The organism is Mesorhizobium loti (assembly GCA_014189435.1).
In the GTDB taxonomy this organism is placed as follows: domain Bacteria; phylum Pseudomonadota; class Alphaproteobacteria; order Rhizobiales; family Rhizobiaceae; genus Mesorhizobium; species Mesorhizobium loti_G.
The window spans coordinates 6,643,829-6,658,977 of record CP050293.1 but is presented as its reverse complement, the minus strand read 5'-3'; the positions used below and the strand labels follow the sequence as shown (position 1 = coordinate 6,658,977).

Genomic DNA, 15,149 nt, shown 5'->3' with positions numbered 1-15,149 from the left:
CATTGGGGCGGAAATCCGGGCAGGTCGCGCCAATTCACCGGTTTAAGATCGATGGTAGGGATGTCCCGAAAGGATGGTGGCCACCCGATAAAGCTGCTCACCCAGCATCACGCGCACCAGCTGGTGCGGCCAGGTCAGCAATCCGAACGACATCACCAGGTCGGCCTGGTCGCGCAGCGACTGATCGTGGCCGTCGGCGCCGCCGATGGCGATGACCAGCGCCTTGCGGCCACCGTCACGCAACAGGCCGAGGCGCCCGGCGAAATCTTCCGAGGAAAAGCTTTTGCCACGTTCGTCCAGCAGGATCAGCGCGGTGCCGGGCTGCAACTGCGTCTGCAGCTTCTGGCCTTCCTCACGCCGCCGCTCGTTTGCGGTCTGGCCGCGCCCCTCGGCGATCTCGGCAATGCCGGCAAATTCAAGCCCCACCGCCGGGCCACTCTTGGCGAAGCGCTCGAAATAACGGTCGGCGAGCAGCTTCTCGGGGCCGGCTTTCATCCGGCCCACGGCATGAACTGATATCTTCATCCTCGCCCCTATAAGCCGCTAATGCATGTGATGACATGCATCAAAACAAAGGCGGCTTAGTGGAGGGTCTCTTCCTCGAGATCCGGCGCCTGCCACATCTTTTCAAGATTGTAGAATTCGCGGACTTCAGGGCGGAAGACATGGACGATGATGTCGCCCGAATCGATCAGGACCCAGTCGGCGCCTGCCAATCCCTCAACGCGCGCGGTGCCGAGACCGGCATCCTTGATCGCTTTGAGAAGATGATCGGCGACAGCCGCAACATGACGGTGCGATCGGCCCGAAGCGACGACCATGTAATCGCCGAGGCTCGATTTCCCCTGGATGTCGATTGAGACAATATTTTCGGCCTTGGAGTCTTCCAGACTGGCAAGGACTGTCTTGATGGCGCGGGACACGGCGTCGTCTACGCTGATCCTGGCCGGCGAAGGCATGATATCGGCCTTCTTCCGCAGTGCTGTTCTCAGTGTATTTCCTTTCGCAGCAAGAACAACCAAATCACCCTCAAAAGCAGGTGACACCACTTAGATAGGCAGAGTTCCCTGACAGTTTCAAGACGGGACCCTGCCTCGCACGAACGTATTCTCGATCCTGTGGTTCCGCCGCACGCTGGAAAAGATCGGAACCCTCGCCGCCCGCATGGGTTATCGGCTCACCGACCAACCGGAATCCTGTCATGCCGATCGACCCTCAAAACGCCCTTCTCACCGTCCAGGCCGGCCTCGCGCAGCTAAGCACGCTGATCGTTTCCTACGCCTTCTCGGCCATCGGTGCCGTTATCCTTTTGGTTGTCGGCTGCATCATCGCCGGCCTTGCCGAACGTTCCATCTTCGCCGGCCTCGGCCATATCCATGGTTTCGATGCAACTTTGCGGCATTTCTTCTCCAAGATCGTCCGCTACGCCATCCTGCTCCTCGTCACCATCATGGTGCTCGGCCAATTCGGCGTACAGACGGCGTCGATCATTGCCGCAATCGGTGCCATCGGCCTTGCCATCGGCCTGGCGCTGCAAGGCACGCTGCAGAACATCGCCGCCGGGATCATGCTTCTGGCGCTGCGGCCGTTCCGCATCGGCGAGTCCGTCGAGGTCGGTTCGATTGCCGGCTCGATCGAGGAGATCGGCCTGTTCGCGACCAGTCTCAGGAGCGCCGACGGAACCTACATCCTGGCGCCCAATTCGACGCTGTGGAACCAGCCGGTGCGCAACTTCTCGCGCAACGGCGTGCGCCGCAGCGACATCACGCTCAGCATCGGTTCCTGGAACGACATCGACCGCGCCCAGAAGGCCTTGCTTGCCATTGCCACCGCAGAGCGGCGGGTGAAGCGCGAGCCGGCGCCGATCGCATTCGTGGCCACACTAGGTGAAAGCACGGTTTCGATTGCCTTGCGCTACTGGACATCGTCGGCGGACTTCTTCGCCACCCAGACCGACCTCACCAAGCGCGCCAAGCAGGAATTCGACTCGGAAGGCATATCGATCCCGCAGCCGCCACCGGAAGCGCCGCCGCCGGAAGCCCGCCGGCAATAATCAGCTGCCCCTGTGCCGATCCTGCTCGTCCGGCGCGAAAGCAAGCTCCACCGGCAGCGGCGCCTGCGCCGTCATCGGCGCGAAACTGCCGGTTTCACCGGCAGGGACAGCCTGCGTCGTGAACACGCGCAGAAGCACGAACAGGCAGAAGGCCGCGGCAATGAGGATCGCCACATAGATGAACGCCTGCGTGCCAAAGACGGCCGAAAGCGCGGTCACGATGCCGGGCACGATGAAGCCCGAAAGCGACCACGCAAACAAAAGCGAGCTGGACAGCGCCACCATGTCCTCCTTGCCGGCACGGTCGGAGGCATGCGCGCTGGAAAGCGAATAGATCGATTCCGAGGCGCCGTCCCAAACGATGTAAATCACCACCAGCGCCGCCAGCGCGCCGCCGTCGAAGCCGAGCGCGAACAGGCCGGCGACCATGGCGAGCGCGGATGCGGCGATCAGCACATAGCGGCGGTCGGTGCGGTCGGAAATCCAGCCGAGCGGGATCTGCAGGATCAGCGTGCCGACCGGCATCGCCGAAAGCAGCAGCGCCACGTCGGCCTGGCTGTAGCCCTTGGCCGTGGCGTGGATCGGCGCGAAGCCGGCGATCGACATCGACAGGCCGCCGACCGCCAGCATGCCGGCGACCCCGACCGGCGAAATCCGCCAGGCGCGGCGCAACGCTACCGAGGCCGCCTGCGGCGCCGGCGGCTGGGCCAGCCGCGTCATCCCGACGGGAAGGATCGACAGCGCCGTGAAGACGATACCGATCAGCGGCGCGTCCGCCGTCCTGATATCGACCAGCGCCAGCGTCGCGTAGCCGACGCCTAGACCGGCGACATAGGCAACGTAGAAGAACGCCATCACCCGGCCACGGATGGCATTGGCAACGGCATCGTTGAGCCAGCTCTGCGCGACGATGAACAGGCCGCATATGGCAAAGCCGTAGAGTGCGCGGGCGGCGATCCACAGCAGCGGATGGACCCCGGCGCCGACAGCGGCGTTGGCCAGCGCGATCAGCGCCGACAGCACCATGAAGGCGCGGGCATGGCCAACCCTTCGCACCAGCGGTCCGGTCAGGATGCAGCCGGCGAGGCCGCCGGCCGAAAGTCCGGTGATGATCAGCCCGGCCCACGTCGGATCGAAACCCTCGGCGCCGAGCCGCACCGGGATATAGGCAAACATCAGCCCGTTGCCGACGGCGATCAGCGCCATCGACACGATGACGCTGGCAATCGCGATCAGCGGCGTGGGCTCGGCGCCCTGCTCGGCTTCGCTGCGGTTTTTCCTGGGAATCGACATGCCTGCTCAGGATTGCCAATGAAACAGGCAAAGGGAGCGATAAAAGCGACATGGCCGGTCTTGCCTTCTCCCCTTCTTGTGGGAGAAGGGAAATCCGCGCGGATGCTATCCCTTTGCCAGCTTGCGGATCGCGCTCGACGACAGCGACGAACGCGGGCCGTGGATGAAGGTCCAGGCTGGCGCCTTCATCCGGGCCAGTCGCGGCGCGTCGCCCTCGTCGACGCGGGCATAGTCGAAGGTCTTGGCGACGACCGAGGACAGGAACGACAGCGTCGCGCCCGGGCGGTCGATGACGGCGATCGGGAAGGTCATGACGATCTCGCGCCAGCGCTGCCAGCGATGGAAGTCGCGCAAACTATCCGCGCCCATGATCCAGACGAAGTCGACACCGGGATTGCGCGCCTTGACCAGCGCCAGCGTATCGGCGGTGTAGCGGACGTGATGGGCCGCCTCGAAGGCGGTGACCTTGATCTTCGGGTTCTTGGCGATCTGCTCGGACAGTTGCAGCCGCTCGCTGAGCGGCGCCAATTCCCTGGTGCTCTTCAACGGATTGCCCGGCGTCACCATCCACCACAGCTGGTCGAGCGCCAGGCGGCGCAGCGCAATCTCGGCGACCAGCGCATGGCCGGCATGCGGCGGATTGAACGAGCCGCCGAACAGACCGACGGCGAGGCCTTTTTCGGCGTGCGGCATTTTCAGATAATGGGAGGGGACAGCCTCCTTACCCTCCCCCTTGTGGGGAGGGTCGATCCGCGAAGCGGAGCGGGGTGGGGGTATCGTGGAATTCAGCGTCGTCCCCCCCACCCGGCTCGCTGCGCTCGCCACCCTCCCCACAAGGGGGAGGGTAAGACCAGCGCTCAAGGCCTCACCTGTCCCGCCCCGCGCACGCGGTATTTGAACGAAGTCAGTTGCTCGACGCCAACCGGTCCGCGCGCGTGCATCTTGCCGGTGGCGATGCCGATCTCGGCGCCCATGCCGAACTCGCCGCCATCGGCGAACTGCGTCGAGGCGTTGTGCAGCAGGATCGCCGAATCGATCTCGTTGAAGAACCGCTCGACCGCTTGCGCATCCTCGGCAACGATCGCCTCGGTGTGATGCGAGGAAAACGTCTCGATATGGTCGATCGCGCCACCGATGCCGTCGACCAGTTTCACTGCGATGATGGCATCGAGATATTCGGTCACCCAGTCGGCATCGGTCGCCGGCTTGGCGTCGAAAAACACTTTTAGCACCTCGGCATCGGCATGGATTTCGCAGCCGGCGGCGCGCAGGGCGTCCAGGATCGGCACCAGATGCGTGGAGGCAACCGCCCGGTCGACCAGCAGCGTCTCGGCGGCACCGCAGACGCCGGTGCGCCGCATCTTGGCGTTGACCGCAATCCGCACCGCCATGTCGAGATCGGCCGAGCGGTCGATGTAGAGATGGCAGATGCCTTCGAGATGCGCGAAGACCGGCACCCGCGCCTCGCTCTGCACACGCCCGACGAGGCTTTTGCCGCCGCGCGGAATGATGACATCGAGCGTACCGCCGAGGCCCTTCAGCATCTCCCCGACGGCGGCGCGGTCGGTGGTCGGCACCAGCTGGATGGCGTCTTGCGGCAGGCCGGCTTCCTTCAGCCCTTCGACCAGGCAGGCATGGATGGCGGCCGACGAATTGAGCGAATCCGAGCCGCCGCGCAGGATCACCGGATTGCCGGCCTTGAGACACAGCGCGCCGGCATCCGCCGTGACGTTCGGGCGGCTCTCATAGATGACGCCGACGACGCCGAGCGGCGTGCGGACGCGCTCGATATGCAGGCCGTTCGGTCGGTCCCATGCGGCGATGACATCGCCGACCGGATCGCGCAGCGCGGCGATCTCCCTGATACCATCGGCCATAGCGCGAATGCGCGCCGGATCGAGCTTCAGACGGTCCATGAAGGAGGCGGAAAGTCCGGATTCGTGGCCATTCGAGACATCGATGGCGTTGGCGTCGAGAATATCCTGCTGACGTGCAACGATCGCCTCGGCCATGGCAACGAGCGCGGCGTTCTTGGCGGCGGTTGTGGCGATGGCCAGCGGTCGGGCGGCAGCGCGGGCGCGGCGGCCGATATCGGCCATCGTTGCTACGGTGTCATCCCCGGATTTTTCATGCAGCTTCAGCATGGCTCATCCTCCGCTGGTTATTTGGTCAGCGATCCCTAATTGATCACCCGCCCCTACTTGGTCGCTGGCCCCTACTTGGTCGCTGGCCCGTACTTGGTCGCTGGAATGGCTCACCACAAGGTCGTCGCGGTGGATCATCGCCGAGCGCGCCTCGTAGCCGAGCACGGTTTCGATCTCGGCCGTTTTCAGGCCTGCGATCCTTACGGCATCGGCGGCATCATAGGCAACCAGCCCGCGCGCGATCTCGTGGCCCTCGGGCGACAGGATCGCCACCGTGTCGCCGCGCGAGAAATTGCCGCTGACCAGCTTGACGCCGGCCGGCAGCAGCGACTTGCCCGACAGCAGCGCGCCGATGGCGCCGGCATCGACTGTCAGCCGGCCGGCAGGTTCGAGCTGGCCGGCGATCCAGGTCTTGTAGCCCTTGACCGGGTTGGCGCTCGGCCGGAAGAAGGTGGCACGCTCGCCGCGTTCGATCGCCATCAACGGCGACAGCCGCGTGCCTGACGTGATGATCATCGCGGTACCGGCGGCGGTGGCGATCTTGCCGGCATCGAGCTTCGTGCGCATGCCGCCGCGCGACAGCTCGGAAGCGGCCGCACCCGCCATCGCTTCGATGTCGGGCGTGATGCGATCGACCACCGGAATGAATTTGGCGTTGGGGTCGCGCGCCGGCGGCGCCGTGTAGAGCCCGTCAATGTCGGAAAGCAGCACCAGAAGGTCGGCGCCCATCATGGTGGCGACGCGCGCCGCCAGCCGGTCATTGTCGCCATAGCGGATTTCGGACGTCGCCACCGTGTCGTTCTCATTGATGACCGGCACCGCTTTCATCTTGAGCAGCGTCGAAATCGTCGCACGCGCGTTGAGATAACGGCGGCGCTCCTCGGTATCGCCGAGCGTCAGCAGGATCTGGCCCGACTTCAGGCTGCCCTTGCCGAGCGCATCCGACCAGGCGCCGGCCAGGGCGATCTGCCCGACGGCTGCCGCGGCCTGGCTCTCTTCGAGCTTCAAGGCACGCTTGCCGAGGCCAAGGATGGTGCGGCCAAGCGCGATGGCGCCGGACGACACGACGAGGATTTCAGCGCCGCCCTGGGCCAGCACGGCAATGTCGTCGGCGAGCGAGGCCAGCCAGTCGCGCTTCAGGCCCGTCGTGCGGTCGACGAGCAGCGCCGAGCCGATCTTGACGGTGATGCGCCGATATTTTTTCAGCGACTGCATCGTCCTATTTGTCCCAGCGCGTCTCGACCGGCGCAGCGATCTTGTCGCGTGCCTCGGCCACAACAGACATCAGCGCCCGCAGCACCGCCTCGACACCTTCGCCGGTGACCGCCGACAACAGCATCGGCGCGCGGCCGGCGGCACGTTTCAGCAAGGCGACCTTCTTCTTGCGCGCCTCGGCGTCGAGCGTGTCGACCTGGGACAGCGCCACGATCTCGACCTTGTCGGTCAGGCCGTTGCCATAGGCCTCGAGTTCGGCGCGCACGGTCTTGTAGGCCTTGCCCGGATTTTCCTCCTGCGCCGAAACCAGATGCAGCAGCACACGCGTGCGCTCGACATGGCCAAGGAAGCGGTCGCCGATGCCGACGCCCTCATGCGCGCCTTCGATGAGACCCGGAATGTCGGCAATGACGAATTCGCGCGCATCGATGCGGGCGACGCCAAGGCCGGGATGCAGCGTCGTGAACGGATAGTCGGCGATCTTCGGCTTGGCCGCGGTGACGGCGGCCAGGAATGTCGACTTGCCGGCATTCGGCAGCCCGACCAGCCCGGCATCGGCGATCAGCTTCAGCCGCAGCCAGATGTTGAGTTCTTCGCCCGGCAGGCCGGGGTTGGCGCGGCGCGGCGCCTGGTTGGTCGAGGTCTTGAAATGCTGGTTGCCGAAACCGCCATTGCCGCCCTTGGCCAGGAGGAAGCGCTGGCCGACCACGGTCAGGTCGCAGATCAGCGTCTCGTTGTCTTCTTCGAACACCTGCGTTCCCGCCGGCACTTTCAGCGTGACGTCGGCGCCCTTGGCGCCGGTCATGTTGCGGCCCATGCCGTGGACGCCGGTCTTGGCCTTGAAATGCTGCTGGTAGCGGTAGTCGATCAGCGTGTTCAGCCCGTTGACCGCCTCCAGCCAGACATCGCCGCCACGGCCGCCATCGCCGCCGTCCGGCCCGCCGAACTCGATGAATTTTTCACGCCGGAACGACACCGAACCGGCGCCGCCGTCACCGGAGCGTATGTAGACCTTGGCTTGATCGAGAAATTTCATGGGATTTTGCAGTTTCTACCAGTGGCCTTGCGGCATTGCTCTAAACCTTGGGCTTTGCTCTAAACCAAGGCGCGGCGAAGGGCGAGGCCGTTTTGTGACAATGGCCGCGTGAGATTGGCCGGAGAGATGTCGGAATGAAGCTTGTAACCTACAACATCCAGTACGGCATCGGTCTCGACGGGCAATACGATGTCGGGCGCATCGCTGATGCCGTGCGCGGCGCCGACGTGATCGCCCTGCAGGAGGTGACCCGCAACAATCCCAGGAACGGCGGCCGCGACATGGTCGCCGAGATCGGCGAGGCGCTGCCCGATTACTTCGCCGTCTATGGCAGCAATTTCGAAGCCAACATCGGTTCGCACATCGAAAACGGCCGCGCCATCACGAAAACCTTCCAGCTCGGCAACATGGTGCTGTCGAAGACGCCCATTCATCTGTCGCGCAACCTGCTTTTGCCGCGCAGCCGCAGCTTCGAGATGATGAACTTCCAGCGTGGCGCGCTGGAAGCGCTGATCGAGACACCGCTTGGTTTCATCCGCTTCTATTCCATCCATCTCGATCACCGCAGCCCCGTCGAACGCGCCAGCCAGATCCAGTTCCTGCGTCAACGCATGCTGAACTATGCGCTCGAAGGCGGCGCGCTGTCTGGCGTCGCCGAGATCGGCCTGCCGGAATTGCCGCATCCCGAAGCCTTTGTCGGCATGGGCGATTTCAACATGCTGGCCGGATCGCCCGAATATGTCGAACTCGCCGGCCGGCCGGACCACGAATTCGGCATGCCGCTGACCGCCGACTTTGCCGTCGATGCCGCCTTGCGGCTGAACGTCACCGGCGACGATCTCGTCAGTTGGGTCGACCCCAAGCAACCCACTGACCCCAGCCGCCACAAGCGCATCGACTATATCTTCACCAGCGCTTCGCTCGCCAAATCCCTGCAGCGCCTTTGGGTCGACCGGCAAGCGACCGGTTCGGATCATCTGCCGGTGTGGGCTGAACTGGGCTGATGGCCAGTCATCCGGCTGCGTTTTCGCGTTCGACGATCGCCATCATGATGGTATCGCGATATTCCCCGTCGATAAGGACGGCGTCGCGCTGCACGCCCTCCCTGACAAACCCGACCTTGTCGTAGAGGGAGATGGCGCGAGCATTGTCGGAATGCACGGAAAGCTCGACGCGGACAAAGCCGGTCTTGCGCGCCTGCGCCAAGGTCGCATTGATGAGCCGCAGTCCGAGGCCACGCCCCCGATAGGAAGGAATGATCCCCATTCCAAGCGCGCCGCGATGCGCATGGATGAGCCGGTCATGGCGTGAGATGTCGCACCAGCCGACGACCTCGCCACGAACAACGGCCACGAACCCCGGGTCGCCTCTGCCGATACGGTCCATTGCGAAACTTCTGACTTGATCCAGCGAGGGCGCCTCGAGGAAGGACAGGTACTTTCGCTCGCGCGCTACGACATCGAGCGCGCGACGAAAGCTTTCGACATCCCCAGGCGTCATCGGCGCGATCGCGGCCGTTTCAATATTGCTGCTGTCGACCATTGGCTTGACCGTCGTCATCCATCAAAAGTGGACCCAGTTCCGCAGGCTCGTCCACGTCTTCCTGTCGAGCCGGTAGCGCTCGACCGGCACCTGGCCAGCGACGATCGAGTTCAGCATGCCCTGGCCGGCATACTGGAAGCCGCACTTGTGGATGACGCGACGCGAGGCCGGATTGATGACCCGCGTCGAGGCATGCAGCACCTGGATCGACGTCCTCTGGAAGGCGAGATCGACCAGCGCATGCGCTGCTTCGGTCGCATAGCCCTTCTTCCAGTAGGGCTCGCCGATCCAGTAGCCGAGCTCCAGCCCGCGATCGGTGGTGTTGAGACCGGCGCAACCGACGAATGTGTCGGTGCCGGCCAGCGTCAAGGCATAGGCGATGCCTGCCCGGCGCGACTTGGTCATGGCGAGGAAGGCGCGCGCCTCGGCCTCGCCATAGGGGTGCGGCATGCGAGCCAGCATTTCGGCGACATGACGGTTGTCGGCCAGCTCGACCAGTTGTGCGATGTCGCCTTCGTGAGGCGCCCGCATCACCAGTCGCTCGGTGACCAGCACCGGGCAGTCTATCGCGTAACTTTCGTCTTCTGAGTCTTCCGCTTCGGCAACCATTTGAAGTCCTCCAGGCACAAGAAAAAGGGGAGATGGAAACCCATCTCCCCTGATCCTTTTCCTGGTTTTGCCAGACACCGGTCCCGAGATGGGCGCCGGTGTTCTAGTGCGGAACCGGCTACTCCGCGGCTTTGGTAATCGGGTTGACCGATACGTAGGTTCGGCCGTTGGCTTTCTTGTTGAACATCACGGCGCCGGCTTCGAGCGCAAAAAGGGTATGGTCCGTGCCGATGCCGACATTGACGCCGGGATGCCACGTGGTGCCGCGTTGACGAATGATGATGTTGCCCGGGATGACGGCTTCGCCGCCGAACTTCTTCACGCCCAGACGCTTGGAATGCGAGTCGCGACCGTTGCGCGACGAGCCGCCAGCTTTCTTGTGTGCCATCTAACTAACTCCGTTGCGCCGCAAGGCGCCTAAAAGGCCTTATGAACGCGTTCGCGTTCCGTTTCAAGTCCGATCCGGCGACCTAATCGCCAGAAAAATTACTTCGCCGCCAATTCCTTGGCCTGCTCGCGCCAGTCCTTGATCTGGTCGGCGCTGAAGGGCATGTGCTCGTCGATCTTGGCGACATCCTTGTCGGTCAGCTTGGCGAGCTGGGCGAAGGTGATGATGCCCTGCTCGTTGAGATCCTTGGCTGCGACCGGGCCGATGCCCTTGATCACGGTCAGATCGTCCGGCTCGCCCTTCGGCGCCTTGAACAGCGGCGCTGCCGCGGTCTCGGCTGCCTTGGCCTTGGGCTCCTTCTTCGGCGCGGCTTCCGCCTTCGCTTCCGTGGCGACCTCTGCCTTGGCTTCCTTCTTCGGTGCCTTGACCGCTGCCGTCTTCGTCGGCTTTGCGCCACCCAGCAGGATCTCGGAGATCCGCACGGTGGTCAAAAGCTGGCGATGGCCGATCTTGCGGCGCGAATTCTGCCGGCGGCGCTTCTTGAAGGCGATGACGGTGCGGTTCTTGCCCTGTTCGACGACTTCGGCGGTGACCACCGCGCCGTCGACGAACGGCGCGCCGAACGTGACATTCTCGCCCTCGCCATGCGCGAGAACATGGCCGATCTCGACCATATCGCCGACATTGGCTTCGACTTTTTCGATCTTCAGGAGATCGTTGGCGGCAACGCGATACTGCTTGCCACCCGTTTTAATGACTGCGAACATTTTTTGCCTTTCGCTGTTCGGTCGGCCTTGATGAACCGCCTGAGGCAGTTCAGCCGTCTTTTTGTCAGTCTGCGGGTTCAAAAAACAAGCGGCGTGGAAGAACCCTCCACGCCGATTGCGCGCTGTCCCTAACCGAAGGTTGAGTGCGAGTCAAGGCAAACAGCCACGCCGGGACTGTTATTGGCGGGCAAGCAATCGCCGTGTCAACACGGCCGCACAGCGTCGCCGTCGGGGGAAGGCGAGGATGTGCAACTGGTCCGGAATACTGCCTACGTCTCGCGACAACCAGACCGCCGTGAATCCGCCGCTTGTCGGGCACGCCAAATAACTCGCGGATTGGCCTTGTAACCTGCCCGTCCAGCCGTTATCTAGTGCGCCGCGCCGGCAACGGCCGACCATGACCGCGGAGAGGTGGCAGAGTGGTCGAATGCACCGCACTCGAAATGCGGCATGGGTGCAAGCCCATCGGGGGTTCGAATCCCTCCCTCTCCGCCATTCTCCAAATACCGCAATAGGTGAGAATACTCAGCCGCCTGGCGGGATGGCGAAAATCAGGCGTGCCCCATGCCTGCGTCCCGGCCGGTCTGGGGCTGTCGAGGATTGCCGCGTGTCGGATGGGGTGCGCTTCGCTCGACCAAATTATTCCGCGCGAACGCCAATTGTGGTATCATTGGCCCCGGCCTTGAGGACAGGGCTGACCGTCCTCGGCCAAGGTTGCGGAGGACTGGGCGATGTCCGTTACCGACCAAGCACTAAAATACGGCATCCTGAGCGCCAAGGAGTTGGCTCTATTGAGTCGCGCGTTCGACGCGGCATGTCGTCAACGTCTGGTAGACGACCATTCGTTGGAGGCGGAAATCATAGCTGAGGAAATCGTTGCCGCTTACCGACATGGAGTGAGGGACGAGGACGAATTGATCAAGATCGCTGGAACCTCGTCACACATCGGGTAGATCACGCTGCCCCGGCCATTCGCGTATTCGCTACCAGCTGATCCCGATCGCTTACCAGCTGATCCCGAAGCGGCCAATGCCCGGCACGCAGCAAGAGACCTTCAAAGCTCGCCCAGGTACCATAGTTTATGTCGCCGATTGCAGCGGCATCGAGGGCCGTCTAGCGCCTCTTAGGCTTCGGCGTGATCTCCTCGACCCGCACCTTGTCGCCGATCTCTACGGAGCCAAAGCAGTTGGCCTCCGAGCATGAACTCAACTATTCGACGCAGCTAATGTTCCGCCTGCGGTGCTGGTCGGTCGTGTTGTCTGTCATCATCTTTCAAACCCTGCGCAGCTTCGATCACGGCCTTGCGGCTGTTGCCGTGTTTTAGGATCAACTCCCAAGTCAGGTCCGGAGACAAACCGTTCTCCAAGGCGAAATACTCGACCTGATGATCGTGAATATCGTGCTGCCTGCGCTTGTCGCCGGCCATTTGAGCCTCCGCTCTGCAGTCTGATGCTGCCGTCGGGAAATGCCCGGTGCAGGGGATGCTTGGGTGAAGCGGGCCGCACCGGCCATTGCGGGTCAGTGTTTTGGGATCTCCCCCGCATTGCCGAAGCTAAATGCATATTAGCAATAGCTCAACTAAGACTGAAGTCCCTAACGACCGCTACCCAGCCGTAGGAACCATTCCGATTCCTCGTGGATGTAGCCGCTTGAATAAGCCCACTGCTGACACGTCAGCGGCGGGCTTTTCTATTGATAGAACCCGCTGCCCCATTCACGGCAGCAGCGGGCGCCTCTAGGGATGATGAGACTTGCCGAGGCGTTGGAACCCTGCCGCCAAGGAAACTATCGGAAATGTCGAAAGGTTCCGGCCTCGCGCTTCGTGGCGCTACCCAGGCGTACGGAATGGCTCAACTGTGGAAGCTCTGCTACAAAATCAGCCATGGGGGAGCCGCTTGCGGGCGCGAGTCGTTTGCGTAAATAGCCCGTCGCGGTTGCGACAGGCTCTCTATGAGACTTCTCAGAGGACTAGAACTTGTAGGCGATGCCGAAGCGAACCTCGTTGGTCTTCAGATCAACATCCCCGATCGTGAATGATTCTGTGCCGAAGTCAGTATAGCGATACTCGGCGCGCAGCAGCAGATTGTCGGTCATGGCATAATCCAAGCCCGCGCCTATCGTCCATCCTGTGAATGTATCTCCGAACGAAGGTGCGACGGTATTAGTGCTTATGTCGATGTCGCCAAATGCAACGCCACCCGCGATATAAGGAAGAAAGCGATCAACGGCATATCCTAGGCGAAGTCTTGCCGCACCACTCCAATTGAGTTCCTCGGTCCCTATGCCGCCCGGAAATGGGAGACCAGGAGCCGCGAATATCTGGCCGCTGCCATCAACATTCGCGTACACAACGTCCAGTTCCGCACCGATCACGATATTGTTCGACATCTGATAGTTGTAACCGGCGTAGACACCTCCAAGGAACCCGTCAGGTTCTGTCTCGACAAAGCCCGGCCCATTGTTTTGGTGCAGGTTGCCATCACCCCAAGCGTAGCCTGCCTGAAGGCCGATATACCCACCTGTCCAGCTAAAAACCGGCGCGACGTTTTCGACGACGGCATCGGCCGCAAACGCCGAAGACGCCAGCAGAGACAACAACAAACCAAGAAGGACCTTCTTCATGGGCAATCTCCTATAACCGACTCTTTGGTGACAGAGCGCGCCGCTCAGGCTTTGCTCGGGCCGGAAAAGGGAACAATCTGCGCCGCAATTGACGCCAGCCGTTCACGCTTGACGAGTATCGGCTTCTGATAGGTCTTCTTCATTGTGTGCTCCTCGCTTACCCCAGATGCGAGATGTGCATTAGCAAGCCCTTAAATGTCAAGACGAAGCCGGCCGCGCGTCCTAGCGCTCGCCTGTGGCCAGCCGCATGCATTGATGCGCAATCGATCGGGAAAGACCCTCCTGCCTCTCGACCCATGGCCCGAAATGACCATGCGGCATTGACGCCTTGGTATGGAGCAGCCCGCGGCCGATTGCCGGTTTCTGGGGGTCTGATAAATGACTGCGGGAATGGCTCGAGTATCGGCCGGCGCGGGATCTGCTAACGGCGCGACATTGCTCGGGAACAAAGGGGCATCGCGCCCGGAAAACCTGGCCGAACTCCCCTTGAGCTTGGCGACACGAATGCCGTTGACTTCGGGCGGCTCGGTCATGTCGATCAGCGCGCGGTCGCAGACCAGCACATAGACCGGTACTCCCGGGCAAAACGCATTCGCCCGCGCATTAAGTTCATTTGACCGGCTTCGGTTGAACAGTAGGCTGGAAACAAGCCGCCGATTGCCGCATGGGATCGGTTCCCGTCCCATGCGTGCAGAGGCCACCTGTTGTGAGCATTTTCGATCGATTTTCGTTGGAGGGGCGTGTGGCGCTGATCACCGGAGGCGGGCGTGGGCTCGGCTTCGAGATTGCGTGCGCCTTTGCCGAAGCCGGAGCCCATGTCGTGGTGACCGGACGCACCGCCGCAACGCTCGACGGCGCCGTCGCCGCCATCACCGGAAATGGCGGCAGTGCGCAGGCGGCGGTCTTCGACATCGCCGACATCGGGGCGGGTCGCGCGACAATCGCCGACATCAGCAAAACCCGAGGCCGGCTCGACATCCTCGTCAACAATGTCGGCGCCCGCGACAGGAGGCCGCTCGCCGCTTTCAACGACGACGACATCCTCGATCTGTTCAAGACGGATCTCTTGTCGGCGATCTCGCTGTCACGCGATGCGGCGGAAATCATGAAAGCGCATGGCTATGGCCGGCTGATCGCGGTGACCTCGATCGTCGGTGAGATGGCGCGACCCGGCGATGCCATCTATCCAGCCGCCAAGCAGGGGCTGACCGGGCTGATGCGGAGCATGGCCGTCGAATACGGCGCGTATGGGGTAACGAGCAACGCCATCGCGCCAGGAATGTTCGCCACCGAGACCAATGCCGCGATTGCGGAAAATCCCGATATGCTTGCCTTCGCCCGCCAGCGGGTTCCGCTGCAGCGCTGGGGGCGGCCGCATGAAATCGCCGGCGCCGCACTTTACCTCGCCAGCGATGCGGCCTCCTTCGTCAACGGACATGTCTTGACTGTCGACGGCGGGATGTCCGTCCAGATGTGACGA

The 15,149-nt window shown here is 62.9% G+C and carries 17 protein-coding genes and 1 tRNA gene; 5 read left to right on the top strand and 13 right to left on the bottom strand.

Annotated elements, in window-relative coordinates:
• Positions 1 to 42: 42 nt before the first annotated feature.
• Positions 43 to 525, bottom strand: coding sequence for a 23S rRNA (pseudouridine(1915)-N(3))-methyltransferase RlmH (gene rlmH / locus HB777_31940; protein ID QND68103.1), 483 nt, complete (start codon positions 523 to 525; stop codon positions 43 to 45).
• 56 nt (positions 526 to 581) lie between these two features.
• A complete protein-coding gene (rsfS, locus tag HB777_31935; protein QND68102.1) occupies positions 582 to 959 on the bottom strand; it encodes a ribosome silencing factor in 378 nt (125 codons plus the stop codon).
• A 242-nt stretch (positions 960 to 1,201) separates the two neighbouring features.
• Here rsfS and HB777_31930 point away from each other — a divergent pair, with 242 nt between their 5' ends.
• A complete protein-coding gene (locus HB777_31930; GenBank protein ID QND68101.1) occupies positions 1,202 to 2,053 on the top strand; it encodes a mechanosensitive ion channel in 852 nt (283 codons plus the stop codon).
• On the opposite strand, the gene HB777_31925 is transcribed toward HB777_31930, so the two are convergent.
• The 5 genes from HB777_31925 to obgE form a co-directional block, all read right to left on the bottom strand.
• Positions 2,054 to 3,346, bottom strand: a complete 1,293-nt coding sequence (locus HB777_31925) for an MFS transporter (protein ID QND68100.1) — start codon at positions 3,344 to 3,346, stop codon at positions 2,054 to 2,056.
• A gap of 105 nt (positions 3,347 to 3,451) precedes the next feature.
• Entirely contained in the window at positions 3,452 to 4,039 is a 588-nt protein-coding gene (locus HB777_31920; GenBank protein ID QND68099.1) for a nicotinate-nucleotide adenylyltransferase, read from the bottom strand.
• 164 nt (positions 4,040 to 4,203) lie between these two features.
• Entirely contained in the window at positions 4,204 to 5,490 is a 1,287-nt protein-coding gene (locus HB777_31915; protein ID QND68098.1) for a glutamate-5-semialdehyde dehydrogenase, read from the bottom strand.
• Positions 5,491 to 5,493: 3 nt separating this feature from the next.
• Positions 5,494 to 6,705, bottom strand: coding sequence for a glutamate 5-kinase (locus tag HB777_31910; GenBank protein QND68097.1), 1,212 nt, complete (start codon positions 6,703 to 6,705; stop codon positions 5,494 to 5,496).
• Between the two features lie 4 nt (positions 6,706 to 6,709).
• Complete coding sequence (obgE, locus tag HB777_31905; GenBank protein ID QND68096.1) at positions 6,710 to 7,741, bottom strand: GTPase ObgE; 1,032 nt, start codon at positions 7,739 to 7,741, stop codon at positions 6,710 to 6,712.
• A gap of 134 nt (positions 7,742 to 7,875) precedes the next feature.
• Between obgE and HB777_31900 the strand changes: the two genes are divergently transcribed.
• Positions 7,876 to 8,745: an endonuclease/exonuclease/phosphatase family protein gene (locus HB777_31900; protein ID QND68095.1), complete on the top strand. Its 870-nt coding sequence runs from the start codon at positions 7,876 to 7,878 to the stop codon at positions 8,743 to 8,745.
• A gap of 7 nt (positions 8,746 to 8,752) precedes the next feature.
• Here HB777_31900 and HB777_31895 read toward each other — a convergent pair whose 3' ends face one another.
• The 4 genes from HB777_31895 to HB777_31880 all read right to left on the bottom strand — a co-directional run bounded on the left by HB777_31895 (position 8,753) and on the right by HB777_31880 (position 11,047).
• Positions 8,753 to 9,283: a GNAT family N-acetyltransferase gene (locus HB777_31895; protein ID QND68094.1), complete on the bottom strand. Its 531-nt coding sequence runs from the start codon at positions 9,281 to 9,283 to the stop codon at positions 8,753 to 8,755.
• Positions 9,284 to 9,304: 21 nt separating this feature from the next.
• A complete protein-coding gene (locus tag HB777_31890) occupies positions 9,305 to 9,892 on the bottom strand; it encodes a GNAT family N-acetyltransferase (protein ID QND68093.1) in 588 nt (195 codons plus the stop codon).
• A 118-nt stretch (positions 9,893 to 10,010) separates the two neighbouring features.
• On the bottom strand, positions 10,011 to 10,280 hold the full coding sequence (gene rpmA, locus HB777_31885) for a 50S ribosomal protein L27 (protein ID QND68092.1): 270 nt from the start codon (positions 10,278 to 10,280) through the stop codon (positions 10,011 to 10,013).
• 98 nt (positions 10,281 to 10,378) lie between these two features.
• Positions 10,379 to 11,047: a 50S ribosomal protein L21 gene (locus HB777_31880; protein ID QND68091.1), complete on the bottom strand. Its 669-nt coding sequence runs from the start codon at positions 11,045 to 11,047 to the stop codon at positions 10,379 to 10,381.
• A gap of 405 nt (positions 11,048 to 11,452) precedes the next feature.
• Between HB777_31880 and HB777_31875 the strand changes: the two genes are divergently transcribed.
• A tRNA-Ser gene (locus HB777_31875) sits at positions 11,453 to 11,542 on the top strand.
• 236 nt (positions 11,543 to 11,778) lie between these two features.
• Positions 11,779 to 12,000 (top strand): hypothetical protein, encoded by a 222-nt coding sequence (locus HB777_31870; protein QND68090.1) that lies wholly within the window; start codon positions 11,779 to 11,781, stop codon positions 11,998 to 12,000.
• Between the two features lie 269 nt (positions 12,001 to 12,269).
• On the opposite strand, the gene HB777_31865 is transcribed toward HB777_31870, so the two are convergent.
• Both HB777_31865 and HB777_31860 read right to left on the bottom strand, forming a co-directional pair.
• On the bottom strand, positions 12,270 to 12,473 hold the full coding sequence (locus HB777_31865) for a DUF3606 domain-containing protein (GenBank protein QND68089.1): 204 nt from the start codon (positions 12,471 to 12,473) through the stop codon (positions 12,270 to 12,272).
• 542 nt (positions 12,474 to 13,015) lie between these two features.
• The gene (locus HB777_31860) at positions 13,016 to 13,669 is read right to left on the bottom strand and encodes a porin family protein (protein QND68088.1); all 654 of its coding nucleotides are present in this window, start codon (positions 13,667 to 13,669) and stop codon (positions 13,016 to 13,018) included.
• A gap of 706 nt (positions 13,670 to 14,375) precedes the next feature.
• Between HB777_31860 and HB777_31855 the strand changes: the two genes are divergently transcribed.
• Positions 14,376 to 15,146, top strand: coding sequence for an SDR family oxidoreductase (locus HB777_31855; protein ID QND68087.1), 771 nt, complete (start codon positions 14,376 to 14,378; stop codon positions 15,144 to 15,146).
• Positions 15,147 to 15,149: the final 3 nt, after the last annotated feature.

Excerpts from the sequence above, each read along its gene's own strand:
- rlmH (QND68103.1), bottom strand. The coding sequence starts at position 525 with ATGAAGATATCAGTTCATGCCGTGGGCCGGATGAAAGCCGGCCCCGAG.
- rsfS (QND68102.1), bottom strand. The coding sequence starts at position 959 with ATGCCTTCGCCGGCCAGGATCAGCGTAGACGACGCCGTGTCCCGCGCC.
- HB777_31930 (QND68101.1), top strand. The coding sequence starts at position 1,202 with ATGCCGATCGACCCTCAAAACGCCCTTCTCACCGTCCAGGCCGGCCTC.
- HB777_31925 (QND68100.1), bottom strand. The coding sequence starts at position 3,346 with ATGTCGATTCCCAGGAAAAACCGCAGCGAAGCCGAGCAGGGCGCCGAG.
- HB777_31920 (QND68099.1), bottom strand. The coding sequence starts at position 4,039 with ATGCCGCACGCCGAAAAAGGCCTCGCCGTCGGTCTGTTCGGCGGCTCG.
- HB777_31915 (QND68098.1), bottom strand. The coding sequence starts at position 5,490 with ATGCTGAAGCTGCATGAAAAATCCGGGGATGACACCGTAGCAACGATG.
- HB777_31910 (QND68097.1), bottom strand. The coding sequence starts at position 6,705 with ATGCAGTCGCTGAAAAAATATCGGCGCATCACCGTCAAGATCGGCTCG.
- obgE (QND68096.1), bottom strand. The coding sequence starts at position 7,741 with ATGAAATTTCTCGATCAAGCCAAGGTCTACATACGCTCCGGTGACGGC.
- HB777_31900 (QND68095.1), top strand. The coding sequence starts at position 7,876 with ATGAAGCTTGTAACCTACAACATCCAGTACGGCATCGGTCTCGACGGG.
- HB777_31895 (QND68094.1), bottom strand. The coding sequence starts at position 9,283 with ATGGTCGACAGCAGCAATATTGAAACGGCCGCGATCGCGCCGATGACG.
- HB777_31890 (QND68093.1), bottom strand. The coding sequence starts at position 9,892 with ATGGTTGCCGAAGCGGAAGACTCAGAAGACGAAAGTTACGCGATAGAC.
- rpmA (QND68092.1), bottom strand. The coding sequence starts at position 10,280 with ATGGCACACAAGAAAGCTGGCGGCTCGTCGCGCAACGGTCGCGACTCG.
- HB777_31880 (QND68091.1), bottom strand. The coding sequence starts at position 11,047 with ATGTTCGCAGTCATTAAAACGGGTGGCAAGCAGTATCGCGTTGCCGCC.
- HB777_31870 (QND68090.1), top strand. The coding sequence starts at position 11,779 with ATGTCCGTTACCGACCAAGCACTAAAATACGGCATCCTGAGCGCCAAG.
- HB777_31865 (QND68089.1), bottom strand. The coding sequence starts at position 12,473 with ATGGCCGGCGACAAGCGCAGGCAGCACGATATTCACGATCATCAGGTC.
- HB777_31860 (QND68088.1), bottom strand. The coding sequence starts at position 13,669 with ATGAAGAAGGTCCTTCTTGGTTTGTTGTTGTCTCTGCTGGCGTCTTCG.